The organism is Rugamonas fusca (assembly GCF_014042365.1).
Lineage (GTDB): Bacteria > Pseudomonadota > Gammaproteobacteria > Burkholderiales > Burkholderiaceae_D > Rugamonas > Rugamonas fusca.
In genome coordinates, this window is record NZ_JACEZS010000003.1 from 305590 (window position 1) to 324261 (window position 18672).

At 66.6% G+C, this 18672-nt stretch carries 21 protein-coding genes; 13 read left to right on the plus strand and 8 right to left on the minus strand.

Features of this window, described 5'->3' with window-relative positions:
* Positions 1 to 25 precede the first annotated feature (25 nt).
* Entirely contained in the window at positions 26 to 478 is a 453-nt protein-coding gene (locus tag H3H36_RS06220) for a cupin domain-containing protein (protein ID WP_182215256.1), read from the minus strand.
* Positions 479 to 726: 248 nt separating this feature from the next.
* On the opposite strand from H3H36_RS06220, the gene H3H36_RS06225 reads away from it, so the two are divergent.
* From H3H36_RS06225 to H3H36_RS06235, 3 genes are all read left to right on the plus strand, one after another.
* Complete coding sequence (locus H3H36_RS06225) at positions 727 to 1293, plus strand: SEL1-like repeat protein (RefSeq protein ID WP_182215259.1); 567 nt, start codon at positions 727 to 729, stop codon at positions 1291 to 1293.
* Between the two features lie 78 nt (positions 1294 to 1371).
* The gene (locus H3H36_RS06230) at positions 1372 to 2259 is read left to right on the plus strand and encodes an RNA polymerase sigma-70 factor (protein ID WP_182215261.1); all 888 of its coding nucleotides are present in this window, start codon (positions 1372 to 1374) and stop codon (positions 2257 to 2259) included.
* 93 nt (positions 2260 to 2352) lie between these two features.
* Entirely contained in the window at positions 2353 to 2817 is a 465-nt protein-coding gene (locus H3H36_RS06235; protein WP_182215264.1) for a carboxymuconolactone decarboxylase family protein, read from the plus strand.
* A gap of 143 nt (positions 2818 to 2960) precedes the next feature.
* Here the strand turns inward: H3H36_RS06235 and H3H36_RS06240 are convergent, their stop codons facing one another.
* From H3H36_RS06240 to H3H36_RS06255, 4 genes are all read right to left on the minus strand, one after another.
* Positions 2961 to 3440 (minus strand): nucleoside deaminase, encoded by a 480-nt coding sequence (locus tag H3H36_RS06240; protein ID WP_182215266.1) that lies wholly within the window; start codon positions 3438 to 3440, stop codon positions 2961 to 2963.
* A gap of 127 nt (positions 3441 to 3567) precedes the next feature.
* A complete protein-coding gene (locus H3H36_RS06245) occupies positions 3568 to 4653 on the minus strand; it encodes a BMP family ABC transporter substrate-binding protein (protein WP_182215269.1) in 1086 nt (361 codons plus the stop codon).
* Positions 4654 to 4678: 25 nt separating this feature from the next.
* The gene (locus H3H36_RS06250) at positions 4679 to 5539 is read right to left on the minus strand and encodes an outer envelope protein (RefSeq protein ID WP_182215272.1); all 861 of its coding nucleotides are present in this window, start codon (positions 5537 to 5539) and stop codon (positions 4679 to 4681) included.
* 327 nt (positions 5540 to 5866) lie between these two features.
* A complete protein-coding gene (locus tag H3H36_RS06255) occupies positions 5867 to 6676 on the minus strand; it encodes a GntR family transcriptional regulator (RefSeq protein ID WP_182215274.1) in 810 nt (269 codons plus the stop codon).
* A 323-nt stretch (positions 6677 to 6999) separates the two neighbouring features.
* Between H3H36_RS06255 and H3H36_RS06260 the strand changes: the two genes are divergently transcribed.
* From H3H36_RS06260 to H3H36_RS06280, 5 genes are all read left to right on the plus strand, one after another.
* A complete protein-coding gene (locus H3H36_RS06260) occupies positions 7000 to 8598 on the plus strand; it encodes an ABC transporter ATP-binding protein (protein ID WP_182215276.1) in 1599 nt (532 codons plus the stop codon).
* Positions 8585 to 9697: an ABC transporter permease gene (locus H3H36_RS06265; protein ID WP_182215278.1), complete on the plus strand. Its 1113-nt coding sequence runs from the start codon at positions 8585 to 8587 to the stop codon at positions 9695 to 9697. The genes H3H36_RS06260 and H3H36_RS06265 overlap by 14 nt, the downstream gene beginning before the upstream one ends.
* Positions 9694 to 10617: an ABC transporter permease gene (locus H3H36_RS06270; RefSeq protein ID WP_182215280.1), complete on the plus strand. Its 924-nt coding sequence runs from the start codon at positions 9694 to 9696 to the stop codon at positions 10615 to 10617. Before H3H36_RS06265 ends, H3H36_RS06270 begins: the two co-directional genes overlap by 4 nt.
* Positions 10618 to 10879: 262 nt before the next feature.
* The gene (locus H3H36_RS06275) at positions 10880 to 12562 is read left to right on the plus strand and encodes a methyl-accepting chemotaxis protein (RefSeq protein WP_182215283.1); all 1683 of its coding nucleotides are present in this window, start codon (positions 10880 to 10882) and stop codon (positions 12560 to 12562) included.
* A 76-nt stretch (positions 12563 to 12638) separates the two neighbouring features.
* A complete protein-coding gene (locus H3H36_RS06280) occupies positions 12639 to 12935 on the plus strand; it encodes a 2Fe-2S iron-sulfur cluster-binding protein (RefSeq protein ID WP_182215285.1) in 297 nt (98 codons plus the stop codon).
* Position 12936: 1 nt separating this feature from the next.
* Here the strand turns inward: H3H36_RS06280 and H3H36_RS06285 are convergent, their stop codons facing one another.
* Both H3H36_RS06285 and H3H36_RS06290 read right to left on the minus strand, forming a co-directional pair.
* Positions 12937 to 13641 carry a GNAT family N-acetyltransferase gene (locus H3H36_RS06285; RefSeq protein WP_182215287.1) on the minus strand — a complete coding sequence of 235 codons (705 nt, stop codon included), beginning with the start codon at positions 13639 to 13641 and terminating at the stop codon, positions 12937 to 12939.
* An 88-nt stretch (positions 13642 to 13729) separates the two neighbouring features.
* Positions 13730 to 14035: a hypothetical protein gene (locus tag H3H36_RS06290; RefSeq protein ID WP_182215290.1), complete on the minus strand. Its 306-nt coding sequence runs from the start codon at positions 14033 to 14035 to the stop codon at positions 13730 to 13732.
* 94 nt (positions 14036 to 14129) lie between these two features.
* Here H3H36_RS06290 and H3H36_RS06295 point away from each other — a divergent pair, with 94 nt between their 5' ends.
* The 3 genes from H3H36_RS06295 (at position 14130) to H3H36_RS06305 (ending at position 16605) form a co-directional block, all read left to right on the plus strand.
* Positions 14130 to 14399: a MoaD/ThiS family protein gene (locus tag H3H36_RS06295; protein WP_182215292.1), complete on the plus strand. Its 270-nt coding sequence runs from the start codon at positions 14130 to 14132 to the stop codon at positions 14397 to 14399.
* Position 14400: 1 nt separating this feature from the next.
* On the plus strand, positions 14401 to 15489 hold the full coding sequence (locus H3H36_RS06300) for a WD40/YVTN/BNR-like repeat-containing protein (protein WP_182215294.1): 1089 nt from the start codon (positions 14401 to 14403) through the stop codon (positions 15487 to 15489).
* Between the two features lie 96 nt (positions 15490 to 15585).
* On the plus strand, positions 15586 to 16605 hold the full coding sequence (locus tag H3H36_RS06305; RefSeq protein WP_182215296.1) for an MBL fold metallo-hydrolase: 1020 nt from the start codon (positions 15586 to 15588) through the stop codon (positions 16603 to 16605).
* Between the two features lie 23 nt (positions 16606 to 16628).
* On the opposite strand, the gene H3H36_RS06310 is transcribed toward H3H36_RS06305, so the two are convergent.
* The gene (locus H3H36_RS06310) at positions 16629 to 16967 is read right to left on the minus strand and encodes a hypothetical protein (RefSeq protein WP_182215299.1); all 339 of its coding nucleotides are present in this window, start codon (positions 16965 to 16967) and stop codon (positions 16629 to 16631) included.
* Between the two features lie 305 nt (positions 16968 to 17272).
* Here H3H36_RS06310 and H3H36_RS06315 point away from each other — a divergent pair, with 305 nt between their 5' ends.
* Positions 17273 to 18286 carry a substrate-binding domain-containing protein gene (locus H3H36_RS06315; protein ID WP_182215302.1) on the plus strand — a complete coding sequence of 338 codons (1014 nt, stop codon included), beginning with the start codon at positions 17273 to 17275 and terminating at the stop codon, positions 18284 to 18286.
* Between the two features lie 144 nt (positions 18287 to 18430).
* Positions 18431 to 18672 (plus strand): IS110 family transposase (locus H3H36_RS06320; protein WP_375539574.1); only part of this gene is annotated, 242 nt, incomplete at its 3' end.

Here is an 18672-nt window from a genome sequence, read left to right on the forward strand (position 1 = left end):
CGGGGGCCGGGGGCTGTGTCCTGCCTCAGGCGGGAACGGCGGCGCGCTGGGCCTGGTACAGCTCGGCCAGCATGGGGAAGGTCACTGTACCCAGCGGCTGGCCTGCGTCGTCCAGCAGCTCGTACAGCACGTCGTCGGCGTCCGGCCGGATGCTGAACGCGATGATCACATCCTCGTCGCCGCCGCCTTCCCGGTGCGGCCGTTCGCTGGCCGGCGACACGGTGTAGCTGCCGGCCGGGCGAATCTCGCGCAAGCTGCCGTCCGTTTCATACAGGCGGTGTTCACCCTGCACCACGAAGGTATGGTTCAGCGCGCGGTGGCGGTGCAGCACGATCTGCCCATGGGCGGGTAACTTGAACAACACGTCGGCGATGCGGCTTTGCCGGTCCAGGTGCAGTATGTGGAAGTGGAAGGGCGGCTCGAACTCGCCGAAACGGGTCCAGTGTATGGCGCGGTCGTCGAACTGGTAGCTGGTCATCTGCAATATCTCCTTGGGTTGTGTATGGACTACGACGCCATTACAACCCGCCACCCGCTTCCCTACCTAGGGGGCTTTGCCTGTATCGGGCCGGGTGTTTTGCCCGTGCCGCCAGGCGGGCCGGCGCCGGGCAGATTGCCTGCCCGGCGGCGGGTGTTTCTCCGTGTCGGCAAGCGATCGGGCTGTCTAAGATGACCACAGATGCGGCGCGATGCACGCGTCATCAACCTAGGAAAGGATGGACGATCATGAGAGGATGGGCACGACCCGGCCTGCTGGCCCTGAGTTTGAGTGTAGGTGTCGCTGGCGCGCACGGCGAGGACTTGCGTTTTTGCGGTGGTGCGGTGCAGCGTTCGGATCTGCCGTCCGACCTGGCCCACGTGGTGGGCGACCAGACGGTGGAGTACGCGGTCGACCAGCCGGCCAGCGCGGTCGTTTGCAGCGCCGGCTACGAGGCGGCCAAGTGCGGCGATTTCACTTCCGCCTACAAGATTTTCGATAAATGCATCGCGGCGGGCTATGTCGGTGCGATGATCTGGAAAGCGGCCGCACTGGAGAATGGCGCCGGTGGCGCGGCTCCCGATTTGCAAGGTGCTGCAGAGTTGGTGCGCCGCGCCGCCATGAGCGGCAGCTCCGGCTACGCCACGCTGGCCAAGCTTGACTACGCCCGCGCGCTCTACCTCGGTAAAGGCGTGCCCAGGGACGAAGCGGCGGCGCGTCAGTGGTTCGAGGCGGCGGCAGGGGAAGGCAATGAGGATGCCATCGCCGCCTTGCGCAACTGGACCGCGCCCATGGCGGCGGCGCCAGTCCGGTAAGTCCAGCCTTTCGAGCGGCTGTCACAAATGGGCCGGCCGCTGCGTCTAAGCAGTTCGAGTACTACAATTTGAACTGCCATGACCGCCACCCCTACTGCCACCGACCTCGCCACCTTCGCCGCCCTGCGGCCCCGGCTGTTCTCGATCGCCTACCGCATGCTGGGCACGCGCGCCGACGCGGAGGACGTGGTGCAGGATGCCTGGCTGCGCTGGCATGGCGCCGACGCGGCCCGGCTGCAATCGGCCGAGGCCTGGCTGGTGACCGTCACCACCCGGCTGGCCATCGACCGCCTGCGCGGCCGCAAGGCCGAGCGCGAGGCGTACATCGGCTGGTGGTTGCCCGAGCCGCTGGTGGAGCTCGACGAGCGCACCCCGGAAACCGTGGCCGAACTGGCCAGCGACGTGTCCGTCGCTTTTTTGTGGCTGCTGGAACGCCTGTCGCCCGAGGAGCGCGCCGCCTTCCTGCTGCGCCAGGTGTTCGAGCAGGACTACGCCGACATCGCCGCCATGCTGGAAAAGTCCGAGGCGGCGTGCCGCCAGCTGGTGCACCGCGCGCAGGGACGGGTGCAGCAGGAACAGCCGCGTTTCGACGTGCCCCGGTCCCGGCATCACCAGTTGCTGGGCCAGTTCATGCAGGCCGCCGCCAGCGGTGATCGCGCCGCCATGAAGGCCATGCTGGGCGACGACGTGCAGCTGGTCAGCGACGGTGGCGGCAAGGTGCCGTCGTTCGGCCGTATCCTGCGCGGCGCGGGCCGCATCGCCGGCCTGTATTGGTCGCTCGAACATGCTTATCCGGGCAAGGTCAGTTACCGGCAGGCGCTGGTCAACGGCGAACCGGGCCTGCTGCGCTACGTGGACGGCAAGGTGGAATCGGCGCAGGCGTTCATCGTCGATGCGGCGCGCATCGTGGCCGTGTTCATCATCCGCAATCCGGACAAGCTGGCCGCCATCGCACCTTTGTATTGAGTATTGCGCGGCCTGTCACAAACGGCGGGCCGCCTGCGTCTTACATGCAAGGACGGCGCATTGGGCGCCGGCCGCAACATGGAAGACATCATCATGCGCCAGACTCCACGCCTCGCCTTTTTCGAACAATCCCCGGCCTGCCTGCAGGCCATGATCAACCTGTCGGCCACTGTCAAGAAAAGCGCGCTGGGGCCGCGCCTGATCGAGCTGGTGCTGCTGCGCGTGTCGCAGATCAATGGCTGCGGCATCTGCGTCGACATGCACTGGCGCGACCTGATGCGCCAGGAGGCCGAGCCGCGCCACGTGAACGCCGTCGCCGCCTGGCGTGAGGCGCCGTTCTTCACGGAGCGTGAGCGGGCCGCCCTGCGTTGGGCCGAGGCGGTGGCGGGCATCCCGCTGCGCACGCCGGACGACGCCGATTTCGCGGAACTGCGGCAGCACTTCAGCGACAGTGAAATCGCGGAACTTGGCTACGCGATCGCCGTCGTCACGGGCTGGAACCTGCTCAATGTGAGCTTCCGCAACCAGATCCCGCTGAATCCTCCGCCTGGTTTTTGACGACCGGCAGGCACGGGCAAGTGGCGCCATCACGGATGGCGCCCCGGATCAGGCGGAGATCTGGCCAGCGGGCGCGCGGAGCCGTTATGGTGGCGGCATTATGCGACAGAACCAGCCCGGAAAGCCCGCCGTGGGAGACTGGCTCACTTGTGCCAGAACCCCGCGTGCGCCTGGCGCGCCTCGTCCTCGCGCAGCGGGCCGATCACTTCCGTGGGGCGCTGGCCGCGCGCGAACACGTCTCGGCAGGGCAGGGACAGGGTGGGGTTTTCCGGGTCGCTGCCCGTCAGTTGCAGCAGGCTTGCTTCGGATAGCGCATACACCACCCGCCCCACGCCGCTCCAGTAGGTGCCGCCGGCGCACATGGCGCATGGTTCGGCGGACGAGTACAGCGTGGCGCCGGCCAGTTCGGCCGGGCTGTGGCGCGACGACGCCTGGCGCAGCGCGTTCATTTCCGCGTGCGCCGTGCGGTCGCTGCTGGAGGCGTTCATTGCTTCGGAGATGATGGCGCCATCGGCGCCCACCACCATGGCGGCGAACGGATGGTGGCCCTCGTCGCGCGAACGCTGGGCCAGGGCCAGAACCTGGGTCACGAATTGCTGGTCTTGCGGGGTGGCTGTGCTCATGCGCTCTCCTGGATGAACGCGGCGGGGCGGACCATCCGTCCCGCCGCTAGCAACTGGTGCAGGCATGGTATGCCAGCCATGCGATGATATATACGGTATAAACGATATATACCGTATATTCCAGCCATTACTTCGGAATGCTGCCTTCCACGCCTTGCACGTAGAAGTTCATCGACATCAGCTCCTTGAACGGCATCACGGCGCCGGCGGCCACCTTGATGGCGCCCGACTGGTCCTTGATGGGGCCCTGGAATGGCGTGAACTTGCCGCTGGCGATCAGGGCCTTCTTCTCCTCGAAAGCCTTGGCCGCGTCAGGCTTGACGGCCGGGTTCAGGGGCGACATCTTGATCATGCCTTCCTTGATGCCACCGTGGATGTCGGTCGGCTTCCAGGTGCCGGCCATCACGGCCTTGGCCGTGTCGGTGTAGAAGCCACCCCAGCTGTTGGTGGCGGCCGTCAGGTGCGCTTTCGGCGCGAACTTGACCATGTCCGAATCCCAGCCAAACGCGTAGATGCCTTTTTCCTGCGCCACTTGCAGCGTGGCCGGCGAGTCCGTGTTCTGGTTCAGCACGTCCGCGCCCTGGGCGATCATGGTTTCGGCGGCCTGGCGTTCCTTGGCCGGGTCGTACCACGAGTTGACCCAGATCACCTTGGTCTTGATGGCCGGATTCACGCTTTGCGCGCCCAGCGTGAACGCGTTGACGTTGCGGATCACTTCGGGAATCGGGAACGAGGCCACCACGCCCAGGATGTTGGACTTGGTCATCTTGCCGGCCACCACGCCCAGCAGGTAGGCGCCTTCGTAGATCCGGGTTTCATAGGTGCCCATGTTCTTGCCCGTCTTGAAGCCGGTGGCGTGCTCGAACACGACGTTGGGGAAGGCCTTGGCCACTTTTTCCGTCGGGTTCATGTAGCCGAACGAGGTGGTGAAGATCAGCTTGTTGCCATCGGCGGCCAGCTTGCGGATCACGCGCTCGGCGTCCGCGCCTTCGGGCACGTTTTCCACGAAGGTGGTCTTGACCTTGTCGCCCAGTTCCTTTTCCATGGCCAGGCGGCCCTGGTCGTGGGCATAGGTCCAGCCGGCGTCGCCGACCGGGCCCACGTACACGAAGCCGATCTTGAGCGGTTCGGCCGCTCGCGCGGGCGCGGCGGCGGCCAGGCCCAGGGTGGCCGCCAGGGTGGCACAGGCCAGCAGAGTACGACGTTTCATCATGACGTTTCCTGTTCTAGAGTGAGGATCAGAAATGGTATTCGACGCGGATCATCGGGGTTTTGGCCGTGGCGCCCGGATTGTTGTGGTCCGAGTTGCCGAACTTGTTCTTCCAGTACTGGTACTCGAGGCCGACCTTGAACACGTTTTTGCCCGAGCCCATGGCCGCGCCCACGTCGTACATCAGCTGCATGTCGATGTTGGTTTCCCTGGCCGTGTCGCCGCCGAATTCATCCTTGCCCTTGGTGCCGATGAAATTGGCGTAGCCCTCGAACGACAGCGGGATGGCGGTGCCGATCGGGATGCCCCAGGCGGCCGTCAGCATCGGGTGGGTCTTGTAGCGGTAGCGGTCGATGGCCGTGTTGCTGTAGCCGTTGTAGGGCGCGTTGCTTTCCCACAGGGCCAGCAGGCTGACGTTGAGGAAGCCGGGCACGTCGAACATCAGGGTGGGGCCGGCCACCAGCATGCGCTTCTTGGAGTTGTAGCCGGCGTCGGTCTTGCTGTTGAAGTCAAAACCGGCCGTCAGGCCCACGCCGCGCACCGGGCCGAAGGCGTAGCTGGCGCCCGTCACTTTGCCCAGGTCCAGCGTGTGGCGGTAGACGGCGTAGGCTTCGTGCGCGCCGGTCTTGGCGCCCACCGACGATGGGTCCTTGTCGTCCGACATCAGGAAGTCCACGCTGAAGAAGTTGGTGCCGTACTTGTAGCCGCTCACGTTGCTCAGGTTGACGATGCTCTTGCTGATGTCCTGGTTGTTGAACGGCTCGGCGAACTTGGTGCCGTAGCGGTAGCTGAGCGAGGTGTCGCTCCAGTCGGCGGCTTGGGCGGCGCCGCAGGCGCTGGCGGCGAGCAGGGCGAGGATGGCGGTGTGTTTGAATGGCAGTGGCTTCATGCGGACTCCTGGAACTGAGGTTAAGTAAATCGGACGGCAGGGGTGATACCGGTTGTGTTGCGGTTTGAATCCAATCGTTGGCAATAATTGGATTCAATTCTTGATGAGTGATCTAGCAAATAGTAGGCCAGAGTGTCATCGAAATGAAATAATTGCTGCATTTCGTTAAGCCGATTGTGGTTTTTACGCCATGCGCCATTCGGTGCCGGGGCGCGCTGCCACTGGCTCGCCGCCCGCCCGTGGGGCTGGCGCGCACCACGGGCGGGCAGCGGGGGGGCAAAACGCCACGCCGTGGTGCGCGCCATGGGCACGTGTATGCAATCGGCTTCAGAAGCCCGACAGCGCCTCGGCCAGGTTGATCTTGCGTTCCGGTTCACCCAGCCGCAGCCGGCCTTCGATTTCCAGCAGGTGATGTTCGATCAAAGCCGTGGCCTCGGCCACCTTGCGCTGTTCGATCAGCGTCATCAGGTCCTGGTGCTCGTCGTTCTCGCACATGGCCGCCCCCGGGCTTTCATACAGGGCGATGATCAGCGAGCAGCGCGACACCAGCTCCGACATGAAGCGCAGCAGCACCTGGTTGCCCGCCAGTTCAGCCAGCAGCAGGTGGAACTCGCCGCCCAGCCGGATCCAGCTGGCGCGGTCGCCCGTGCGGCGGGCCTGGTCTTCCGCCTCCAGCGCGGCGCGGATCTGCTGCAGCGACGCCGGCGTGGCGTTGCCGATCACGAGCGGCACGATCTCCCGTTCCACGGCGCGGCGCGCGGCGAAGATGTCGCGCGCTTCCTCCGGCGTGGGCGAGGCGATCACGGCGCCCCGGTTGGGGCGCAGTTCGATGATGTGGTCGTGCGCCAGCCGCTGCAGCGCCTTGCGCACGGTGGTGCGGCTGACCTGGTACAGCTCGCAGAAATCCGCCTCGCCCAGGTGGGTGCCGGGCGGCAGCCGGTGGCTCATGACGGCGTTGACGACGGCGCGGTAGATGCGCAAGTCGATGGCCGTGGTGCCGCGCTTGAGGCGGGCGGCCGGCGCCGCCGTCGCTGCGGACGCCGTGGTAGCTGGTGTCGCGGCTGTCGCAGCCGGTGCTGCCGGCGTGCCGGCCTTGCGCTTGCCCGTGGCACGGGCCGCGGTGGTGAGGCTGCTCATCTTGTTTCTCCTGTAGCGTGCGCGGGTCAGTCCCGGCGGGTCTGCGCCATGTAAAGCAGGATTCGTGCTCATATTGTGTACGAAAGCGGCCCCGATTTGGTGGGTCAGTGGATACAATTTCGCACGTTTGTGGTGAATCCGCACGGTTTATTTAGTGCGTTTTTGCCCACAGCCCGCGCAAAAAAAGTGCGTGAAATCATGCGCGGGGGGGTATGCTTGCAGTCATCGCGCGCAGAGGCCGGCCGCCGGGCGGTGGCACGGAGCTTGCGTAGTTCGATGACGATGCTCGCAAGCATTTGTATACAACGAGGAGGTTCCGCCCGATGAATGACACCGCCGCCCCGGCCACGCCGCCGCGCCACGAGCCGCGCCTGCAGCTGCGGGGCATATCCAAGATTTATCCGTCCGTTGTCGCCAACGCCGAGGTGGACCTGACGGTGATGCCGGGCGAGATACATGCCGTGCTGGGCGAGAACGGCGCCGGCAAGAGCACGCTGATGAAGATCATCTACGGCGTGACCAAACCCGACGCAGGCCAGATCCAGTGGGAAGGCCGGGAAGTGGCGATCCATTCGCCGCACGACGCGCGCAAGCTGGGCATCGGCATGGTGTTCCAGCATTTCGCGCTGTTCGAGACGCTGACGGTGGCGCAGAACATCTCGCTGGCGCTCGACGAGAAGGTGTCGCCGGAACAGCTGGCGCCGCGCATCCGCAGCGTGTCCGAACAATATGGCTTGCCGCTGGACCCGGAGCGCCTGGTGCACAGCATGTCCGTGGGCGAGCGCCAGCGGGTCGAGATCGTGCGCTGCCTGCTGCAGTCGCCGCGATTGCTGATCATGGATGAACCGACTTCCGTGCTCACGCCGGATGCCGTGCTGAAACTGTTCGAATCGCTGCGCCGGCTGGCGGCCGAAGGCATGAGCATCCTCTACATCAGCCACAAGCTCGACGAGATCCAGTCGCTGTGCGACAAGGCCACCGTGCTGCGCGCAGGGCGCGTGTCCGGCACCGCCAATCCAAAGGAGGAAAGCGCCCGTTCGCTGGCCGAACTGATGATAGGCCGCGAACTGCCCACCTGCCGCCACCTGCCGCGCGCGCCCGGCGACGTGCGGCTGGCCATCGAACACCTGAACCTGGCCAGCGACGATCCGTTCGGCGTGCACTTGAAGGACATCAGCCTGGAGCTGCGCAGCGGCGAGATCGTCGGCATCGCCGGCATCTCCGGCAACGGCCAGCAGGAACTGTTGAAGGCCATCTCCGGCGAACGGCTGCTGGCGCACGGCGACGCGATCCGCATGAACGGCCAGCCCGTGGGCCGGCTCAACGCGGCCCGGCGCCGCCAGCTGGGCCTGGGCTTCGTGCCCGAGGAGCGCTTGGGGCGCGGCGCCGCGCCGGCCCTGTCGCTGGCCGACAACGCGCTGCTGACCGGTTACATCCCGGCCGGCGGCGCCGGCATGGTCAAGCGTGGCCTGATCCAGTTCGGCGCCGTGCGTGCGTTCGCGCGCGAGGTCATCGAGCGGTTCAAGGTCAAGTGCGGCGGTGCCGGGTCGGCCGCCGCCAGCCTGTCGGGCGGCAACCTGCAAAAATTCATCGTCGGGCGCGAGATCATGCTGGCGCCCAAGGTGGTGGTGTTCGCCCAGCCCACCTGGGGCGTGGACATCGGCGCGGCCATGCTGATCCGCCAGGCCATCATCGACTTGCGCGACCAGGGCGCGGCCGTGCTGGTGCTGTCGGAGGAACTGGACGAACTGTTCCAGATGAGCGACCGGCTGGCCGTGCTGTCCCATGGCCGGCTGTCGCGCGCCGTGCCGGCCGCCTCCACCACCATCCACCAGATCGGCGTGTGGATGAGCGGCGACTTCGATCATGTCGACCCGCCCGCCGACCAACCCGCACCAGGAGCTGCCCATGTCACGGCTTGAATTACGTCCCGAACCTTCGCGCGCCATGATGCTGGCCTCGCCGCTGCTGGCGGCGCTGGCCATGCTGGTCACCGGCTCCGTGCTGTTCTTCTTCCTGGGCCAGGACCCGCTGCACGCCTTCTTCGTCTACTTCATCAAGCCCTGCACCACGCTGTACGGTGTGGGCGAGCTGCTGTTGAAAGCCACGCCGCTGATCCTGTGCGGCGTGGGCCTGGCGCTGGGCTTCCGGGCCAACGTGGCCAACATCGGCGCCGACGGCCAGCTCACGGTGGGCGCCATCGCGGCCGGCTGCGTGGCCCTGTATTTCGACGACGTGCAGGCCGGCTGGCTGCTGCCGCTGATGCTGGTGGCCGGCGCGCTGGGCGGCATGGCCTGGGCCGCCATTCCGGCGCTGCTGCGCACCCGCTTCAACACCAGTGAAATCCTGGTCAGCCTGATGCTGGTCTACGTGGCCTACCTGCTGCTCAGCTACCTGGTGCACGGCCCGCTGCGCGACCCGGCCGGCTTCAACTTCCCGCAATCGAAGATGTTCCAGGACGCGGCCCTGCTGCCGCTGCTGGTGGAAGGCTTGCGCGTGAACGCGGCGTTCCCGCTGTCGCTGCTGGTGGCGGCCGGCGCCTGGTTCTTCTGCGCCCGCACGTTCGCCGGCTACCGCATGCAGGTGAGCGGCATGGCGCCGGCCGCCGCCGCCTACGCCGGCTTCAGCGAGCCGCGCAACGTGTGGGTGGCGTTCATGATCAGCGGCGCGCTGTCGGGCATCGCCGGCGTGGGCGAGGTGGCCGGGCCGCTGGGCCAGTTGCAGCCGTCCGTGTCGCCCGGCTACGGCTTCGCGGCCATCATCGTGGCCTATGTGGGCCGCCTGCATCCGCTGGGCGTGCTGTTGTCGGCGCTGCTGATGTCGCTGCTCTACATCGGCGGCGAGACGGCCCAGATCGAACTGCAGCTGCCGTCGGCCATCACGGGCCTGTTCCAGGGCTTGCTGCTGTTTTACCTGCTGGCGGCCGACCTGTTCATCCATTACCGCTTCAAGCCGCGCCACCGCGCCGTGCCCCACGTGGCCGCCGCCGCGGCCACCCCAACCGAAGGAACCGCATCATGAATACCGAGTTGTTGATCGCCTTCCTGGCCAGCACGGCCGGCGCCGCCACGCCGCTGATCCTGGCGTCCATGGGCGAACTGGTGACGGAGCGCTCCGGCGTGCTCAATCTCGGGCTCGAAGGCATGATGCTGGTGGGCGCCGTGAGCGGCTTCGCCGTCACGCTGGGCACGGGCAGCATGACCTTGGGCCTGCTGGCCGCGATGGCCGTGGGCATGGCCATGGCGCTGATCTTTGGCTTCCTCGTGCTGACGCTGCAAACCAACCAGGTGGCCACCGGCCTGGCGCTGACCCTGTTCGGGGTGGGCCTGTCGGCGTTCATGGGCCGCGGCTTCGTGGGGCAGACCATCGATCCGCTGCCGCACCTGCATTTCCCCGTGTTGTCGGAACTGCCGTTCGTGGGGCCGTTGCTGTTCCGCTTCGACATCATGGTGTACGCCTCGGTGGTGCTGGTGGCCGTGGTGGGCTGGATGCTGGCCCGTACCCGCCTGGGCCTGCTGATCCGCGCCGTGGGCGAGTCGCCCGACAGCGCCCACGCCATCGGCTTCCCCGTGATCGGCCTGCGCTACGGCACCGTGCTGTTCGGCGGCGCCATGGCCGGCCTGGGCGGCGCCTACCTGTCGATGGCGCTCACCCCCATGTGGGTGGAGGGCATGACGGCCGGCCGCGGCTGGATCGCGCTGGCGCAAGTGGTGTTCGCCACCTGGAAGCCGCGCGGCGTGCTGGTGGGCGCCTACCTGTTCGGCGGGGTGACGGTACTGCAGTTCCACGGCCAGGGCATGGGCCTTGCCGTGCCGTCCGAGTTCCTGTCCATGCTGCCTTACCTGGCCACCATCGTGGTGCTGGTGATTATTTGCCGCAACCCGCAGACCATCCTGCTCAACAAGCCCATGTCGCTGGGCCAGAACTTCCGCGCCGACTGACGCTGGTGTGGCGGGCGCGCCACGCCGGCCATGATCTGCCGCCACGCCCGCCCTCTGAGGCGGGCGTTTATTTTCCGCGCCACAATAATTTGTGAGTTTTTGGCGAAATTGACTGACTATACTAAAACCATGGATACGGCTGGTATCACGGCCGGGCGGGCCTGATTGCCCGCACCAATCCCATGGCGATACCCCCATCCCCGGTTCGCGGTTCTGAGCTGTTCCGTCCCTGCCGGGCGGTCCCTCTGGGAGGAATGCGACTATGCGCAACAATATGCCCGTCACCCAACACGAATACGTGCTGGACGACGACAAGACCATCGTCTCGACCACCGATTTGCGGGGCAAGATCAATTACGCCAATCCGTATTTCATCCAGGTGAGCGGTTTCACCCAGGAGGAACTGATGGGCGCGCCGCAGAACATCGTGCGCCATCCGGACATGCCGGCCGAAGCGTTCGCCGACCTGTGGGCCACCATCAAGGGCGGCATGCCATGGACCGGCATGGTCAAGAACCGCTGCAAGAATGGCGACTACTACTGGGTGCTGGCCAATGTGACGCCCGTGATCGAGCAGGGCAAGCCGGTCGGCTACATGTCCGTGCGCAGCAAGCCCAGTCGCCAGCAGGTGGCCGAGGCCGAGGCGCTGTACCGCCAGTTCAAGGCCGGCAATCCGCAGCGGCTGCGCATCGTCAACGGCCGCGCCGTGCAGACGGGCGTGCTGGCGCGGCTGCACGCGCTCACGCGGCTCTCGTTCAGCCGCCACGTGGCGCTCAACGCCAGCTTTGTCACGCTGATGATGGCGCTGTTCGCCGTCGCGTTCTGGCGCATCGACGGCACCACCACCGATGGCGCGCGCATGGCGCTGACGGCGGCGGCCGGCGTGGCGGCGGCCGTGATGCTGGCGTTCTGGTACACCTTGCAGCGCAGCGTGGCCGAACCGCTGCGGCGCGCCACCAGCGCGGCCCGCAAGATGGCCGGCGGCGACCTGACGGGCGTGATCGAGGTGCCGCGCGACGACGAGATGGGCCAGTTGCTGGCCGCGCTGCGCCAGACCAACGTCAACCTGCACAGCATCATCGGCGACGTGCCCCGCAATTTTGACGAGATCACGGTGGCCACCGGCGAGATCGCCACCGGCAATATGGATTTGTCGGGGCGCACGGAGTCGCAGGCGTCCAGCCTGCAGCAGACGGCGGCCAGCATGGAGCAGCTGACCACCAATCTCCAGCAGAGCGCCAGCAGCGTGGCCAGTGCCAACGAACTGGCGGGGCGCGCCTCCAAGGTGGCCGAGCATGGCGGCGAGATCGTATCGCGCGTGGTGCACACGATGGACGAGATCAGCGCGTCCTCGCGCAAGATCCAGGACATCATCGGCCTGATCGACGGCATCGCGTTCCAGACCAACATCCTGGCCCTGAACGCGGCGGTGGAGGCGGCCCGCGCCGGCTCGGAAGGGCGCGGCTTCGCCGTGGTGGCGAGCGAGGTGCGCAGCCTGGCCCAGCGCGCGGCCACGGCGGCCCACGAGATCAAGCAACTGATCGACCTGTCGATCGCCAAGGTCAACGCGGGTGCGGAGCTGACCAGCAGCGCCGGCGCCACCATGCACGAGGTGATCGCGTCCGTGTGCCAGGTGACGCAGGTGATGGATGAGATTTCCACCGCCACCCGCGAGCAGAGCCACGGCATCGGCCAGGTCAACATGGCGGTGGGCCAGATCGACGATCTGACGCAGCAGAACGCGGCGCTGGTGGAGCAGGCCGCGGCCGCGGCCGGCAACCTGGCGCAGCAGGCGCAGCATGTGGCGCAGGCGATGGCCGTGTTCAAGCTGCAGGCCATGCGCGCGGCCGCTGGCGCCGCCCGGCGCGCGCCAGCGCCGCCGCAGCGCGGTGCGCCGCCACGGCCGCCGGCGCGGGAGGCACGGCAGTTGCGCCAGCTGGCTTGAGCTTGCCGCGCCGCGCCTGCCGCCGCGCGCCATTTCCATCTATCATGTCGCTTCAACGACAACGAGGCGGCACACGATGGACACGGTGGCACGGCGGATCACGCTGGAAGGCAAGGGATGGCAGTTTGACGCGGGCCCGGAGACGACCGTGCTGGTGGCGGCCGAGCAGGCCGGCATCCGCCTGCCCAGTTCCTGCCGCAACGGTACCTGCCGCACCTGCCTCTGCCAGCTGCGCAGCGGCAGCGTGCGCTACCAGATCGACTGGCCGGGCCTCAGCCTCGATGAAAAACGCGAAGGCTACATCCTGCCCTGCGTGGCGCTGGCCGAGACGGATTTGACCGTCATCGCGCCGGCCGCCAGAAAAATCGCCTGATTCAGATCGCCCGACCCTGGGCCGCCTGGCCGGTCCTGGCCACCACCCGCACCACGGTATGCCGGTAGTCGGCAAAGCCCATGCGCAGGTAAAGCTGGTGGGCCGTTTCGTTGGCCGCCATCACATGCAGGTAAGACAGTTCGTCGCGCAGCAGGTGGTTACGCACCAGCTTGAGCACCAGGCGCCGCGCCAGGCCCTGGCCCTGATAGTCGGGATGGGTGCACACGCCGCTGATCTCGCGCAGGCCCTGGGCGCACGTGCGCTCGCCGGCCATGGCGACCAGGCGTTCGCCATCAAGGTAGCCGTAATAGTCGCCCAGTTCCAGGGTACGGGGGCCGAACGGGCCCGGCTTGGTCAGCGCGGCCAGTGCCAGCGCTTGTTCCACGTGTTGCGGCCCCAGCGCGATGGCGTCCGGCGCCGCGTCGTCGGCGGGCAGGGCGCCGCGCCACACCATGCAGATCATCATCGCTTCCACTTCCACCGTCCAGCCCTGCGGCGCTGGCCCGGACCAGCCGGCGCAGTAGAAGCGTTCGCCCGGCATGCAATACGGCGCCAGCGCCGCGAAGTCGGGTTGTTCCGGGGCCGCGAAACCGATGATGGGCGAAAAGCCGGGTGCGTAGCGACGCGCGGCGCCGGCGCCGCTGGCCAGCTGGGCCTGCGGCCCGGTCAGGGTGTGCCAGAAAATATTGTCGAGTTGATCAAGCATGGAGCGGATCGGGGCGGCTGAAGTGCCGCCAGTGTAGCACCGCGCCGGGCAGGTCGCCCGGGCGCCGCCGCCACCCTGCAGGTGCTGCTCAATCGCCCTTGCGCAGCCGGCTCAGCAGGGCGGCCGTGCTCTCGCTCAGGGGCAAGCCGTGGCGGCGCAGCAGCTGGACGTTGAGGACCAGGTTTTCCAGCACCAGCTTGGCGGCCACGGCCAGCAGCGTCAGCTGCTTGTCCTCCTCGCTGAAGTTCTCCATCGCGTCGGCCATCTCGCACAGGTGGTTGGCGATCAGGGCGCGCAGGTCATGTTCGTCGAACGGCAGGTCGGCGAAATCGATCGGGTCTTCCTGCTCCACTTCCTCCATCAGCGCTTCCAGTTGTTGCGGGGTGATCATCATGACGCGCTCCGGTGGTTGGCACGGTTCAATTGTAGACCGGACGCGGCGCGAACCGCGTTAGAATCGCTGTTCCGATGACGAAAATTTAACGGCGATGGCGCACCTGATCTTTACCCAGCAGCTGGCCCGTTTCCTGCCCGTGCCCGAGGTGGACACGCCGGCGTCGGACCTGCGCGGCGCGCTCGATGACGCCTTCGCCGGCCAGCCCCGGTTGCGCGGCTATGTGCTCGACGAGCAGGGCCATTTGCGGGACAACGTCGTCATCTTCATCGACGGCCAGCGCACGCGCGAGCGCGTCCGGCTCGACGATGTCCTGCGTCCCGATTCCCGGGTGTATATCCTGCAAGCCTTATCTGGAGGTTGACATGGCGGCACGCGCGTTTCTTGGTACCCGCAAGGGCTTGTTCGAACTGGCGCCCGTGAACGGCGCGTGGCGGCTGGGCGCCAGCCATTTCCTGGGCGATCCCGTGTCCATGGTGCTGGCCGACCCGCGCGACGGGGCACTGTACGCGGCGCTCAACCTGGGCCATTTCGGCACCAAGCTGCACCGGCTCGACGCCGGCGCCGACACGTGGACGGAAGTGGGGGTGCCCGCCTATCCGGCCAAGCCGGAGGACAGCCAGGACCAGGTGGAGTGGAAGCTCAGGCAGATCTGGTCGCTGGCGGCCGGCGGCGCCGACGAACCGGGCGTGCTGTGGGCCGGCACCCTGCCTGGCGGCCTGTTCCGCTCGGCCGACCGGGGCGCCACGTGGCAACTGGTGGAATCGCTGTGGCACGCGCCCGAGCGCAGCCAGTGGTTCGGCGGCGGCTACGATGTGCCGGGCATCCACAGCATCTGCGTCGACCCGCGCGACAGCCGCTCGGTGCTGGTGGGTGTGTCCTGCGGCGGCGTGTGGCTGACGACGGACGGCGGCGCCAGCTGGACGCTGCGCGGCAAGGGCCTGAACGCGGCCTACATGCCGCCGGAACTGGCCGACAACCAGGTGGTGCAGGACCCGCACCGCATCGTGCGCTGCGCCGGCGCGCCCGACACCTTGTGGTGCCAGCACCATTGCGGCATCTGGCGCAGCACCGACAACGGTGCGTTGTGGACCGAGGTGAAGACGGCGCCGTGGTCCAATTTCGGCTTCGCCGTGGCCGTCCATCCGCAAGACGGGGACACGGCCTGGTTCGTGCCGGCCGAGGCAGATCAGCGCCGCATCCCGCCCAACGCGGCCTTGTCCGTCACGCGCACCACCGATGGCGGCCAGACGCTGGCGGCCATGCGCAGCGGTCTGCCGCAGGAGCATTGCTACGACCTGATCTACCGGCATGGGCTGGCCGTCCACGATGATGGCAAGACCTTGTTGATGGGCTCGACGACGGGCGGGGTGTGGCTGTCGGCCAATGGCGGCGAGCACTGGCAGAGCATAGGCGCCCATCTGCCGCCCGTGTACGCGGTGGCGTTTGGCTGAAGCGCTGCTCCTGTCCGCCGCGGCGCGCTTGCAGCCGGGCCGGATGCCCCCACATAGCGACGATACTCACCACCGGACGCCCCGGCGCCTGCCAACATGACGACTGTAACCGCCCGCCTCAACGCCACGCTGAGCAAGTATCACCAAAAAGATGGCAAATACCGCAATCCGGCCCGCATGCGCCGGGGCGGACTGCTGAAAAGCCTCGGCATCGCACTGCGTTTCCTGTTCGCCAAGCCGGCCAACACGGTGCCCGGCAAGCCCTTGCCCGTCCATGCGCTGAGCGCCGAACAATTGTTTGAAGCCGATGACAATAGTTTGTTCCGTCTCGGCCATTCGACCTTGTTGCTCAAGCTCGGTGGCCAGTTCTGGCTGACTGATCCCGTGTTTTCGGAGCGGGCCTCGCCCGTGCAATGGGCCGGGCCGCAACGTTTCCATGCGCCGCCGATCGCCATCGCCGACTTGCCGCCCATCCACGGGGTGATCCTGTCGCACGACCATTACGACCACCTGGACAAGGCCGCCGTGCTGGCGCTGGCCGAGCGCACCACCCACTTCATCGCGCCGCTGGGCGTGGGCGACACCCTGGTGAGCTGGGGCATCCCGGCCGGCAAGGTGCACCAGCTGGACTGGTGGCAAAGCAAGCACCTGGACGGCGTGAAGCTGGTGGCCACGCCGGCCCAGCACTTTTCGGGCCGCGGCATGTTCGATGGCAACAGTACGTTGTGGTCGTCCTGGGTCATCGAAACGGCCCACACCCGCCTCTTTTTCAGTGGCGACAGCGGTTATTTCAAGGGATTCAAGGAGATCGGCGAGCTGTATGGCCCGTTCGACCTGACCATGATCGAGACGGGCGCCTACGATCCCCAGTGGCCGGACGTCCACATGCAGCCGGAGGAGAGCTTGCAGGCGCACCTGGACTTGCGCGGCAAGGTGTTATTGCCGATTCACAATGGCACCTTCGACCTGGCCATGCATGCCTGGCATGAACCGTTCGAGCGCATCGTGGCGCTGGCGCGCGAGCGCGAACTGCCGATCGCCACGCCGGCCATCGGCAAGGCGCTCAGCCTGACGGCGCCGGAAGCGGTGGAACATTGGTGGTTGCACGCCAAATAGGGCGGCCGTCCCGGCGTGCACGTTCAGGCGACGGTATTGATGAATTTGCCGATGGTCTGGCCCAGCGTGTTCACCTGCGGTTTGGCGGTGGTCAGCGCGGCCGGCAGGGCTTGCTGGGATGGCAGCGGTTTCTCGATCGCGTTGTCGATACGGACCGGCGTGGCCGCCTTGAGCGCCGGCTGGGACGCCTGGCGGCTTTGCTGCTGGACGTCGCTGAGCTGCTGCTTGTCCTTGGTCAGCTGGTTCTGGCTTTGTTCCAGCCGGCTCGTATCCTGGTTCACGCGCGTCTGATCCTGCTGCACCAGCTGTTGGGCCTGTGCGACCGATGCCTGCAGCGCGTTGACGGATGTAAGGGTAGCCACCTCAATCACCTCAGAACGGAAACCGGCAGCGGAATGACAGGCATGCGAATGCGCCATCGCTACCAATCTTGTACATTTCAAGCGTAGGCCAAAATACAGCCGGATGCCAGCAGTATCTGCCAAAACGGAAGGGTTGTCACGATGTCACCGTGCACCGTGTCATGCCGGCGCGCAAAACAGCTCGGGGCACCGCCCGCGCTATCGTCTTGATTACGTTGCATTTTTCCAAGATTGCGACGGCGCCGGGGGCAGAAAAAGATTGCTGATTAAGCTATAATCGACGGTCAACATGGAATGATGCAGGTATGAATCTCAAGAGTTTGGCCAATCTGTTGGGCATGTCCAAGACAACGGTGAGCCGCGCGCTCAACGGCTATCCGGAAGTGAACCGCCGCACGCGCGAGCGGGTACTGAAGGCGGCCAAGGAGGCTGGTTACCAGGCCAATCCCATGGCCCGCAGCCTGGCGCTGGGACGGACCAATGTGTTCGGCATCATTTATCCGCTCGCGCCCAGCGACCTGGGCGACCCCATGTTCCTGGACGTGGTGGGCGGCATGTCGGAAGCGCTGGAGCAGAAAGGCCAGAACCTGATCATCGCGCCCGTGTCGCCCCCGAACGAGTTGCGCGCCTACCAGCAAGTGGTGCGCGGACGGCGCGTGGACGGGCTGGTGGTGGCCCGCACGCTGGTGCGCGACGAGCGCATCGCCTTCCTCAACAAGGTGGGATTCCCGTTCGTGGCCCACGGCCGCACGGAACTGGATGCGCCCTACGCGTGGTTCGACTATGACCACGAGGCCGGCATGCGGCTGGCCGTGCAGCACCTGCTGGCCCATGGCCACCAGCGCATCGCCATGCTGAGCGCGCCGCTGGAGCTCAATTTCGCCCGCGAACGCCAGGCCAGCCTGCTCGCCATCCTGGCCGAGGCCGGACTGACGCCCGATCCGCGCCACCTGATCGCCAACACGCTGGACCGCCGCAGCGGCCACCACGCCATGCAACAGTTGCTGGCCTGCTCGCCGCGGCCGACGGCCGTGATCGTGGACAATCACCTGTCCGGCGTGGGCGCCGTGCGCGCGCTGGTGGACGCCGGCATCGCCATCGGCAAGGAAATGTCCATCATCGTGTGGGGCAACATGCCCGATACCCTGGCCTGCTCGGACGTGACCATCATCGACCAGCCGGAGCCGCGCCGGGCCGGCGAGCGCATGATCGAAATGCTGCTGGCGCTGGCCGACGGCACACCGGCCGAGGAGCTGCAGGAAATGTGGCAGCCGGTGCTGGTGCCCGGTTCCACGGTGGGGCCGCGCCCAGCGTCATAAAAAACCGGGGTCAGGTCCGGCAACCTGCCAAAATGGTGGCACGATGCCGGACCTGATAATCATCTAGCCAACCTCCCTCCGGCATACGCCGGGGGTACAGTAAGCATTCAATGTCGAGTTGAACTTACGTACAGGGAGGCTGGTATGAGCAAGTATAGCGGTATCGATCTGCACGCGAACAATTGCGTGGTCGTAGTCAGCGACGAAGAAGACCGGATTTGTTGCGAAAGGCGCGTGCCCAACGACCTGACGAGGATAGTCGCTCTGCTGGAGCCGTTTCGCGCCGAACTGGCCGGCGTCGCAGTGGAGTCGACCTTCAATTGGTATTGGCTGGTGGACGGCTTGCGTGCCGCCGGTTTCGAAGTGAAGTTGGTGAATACGGCAGC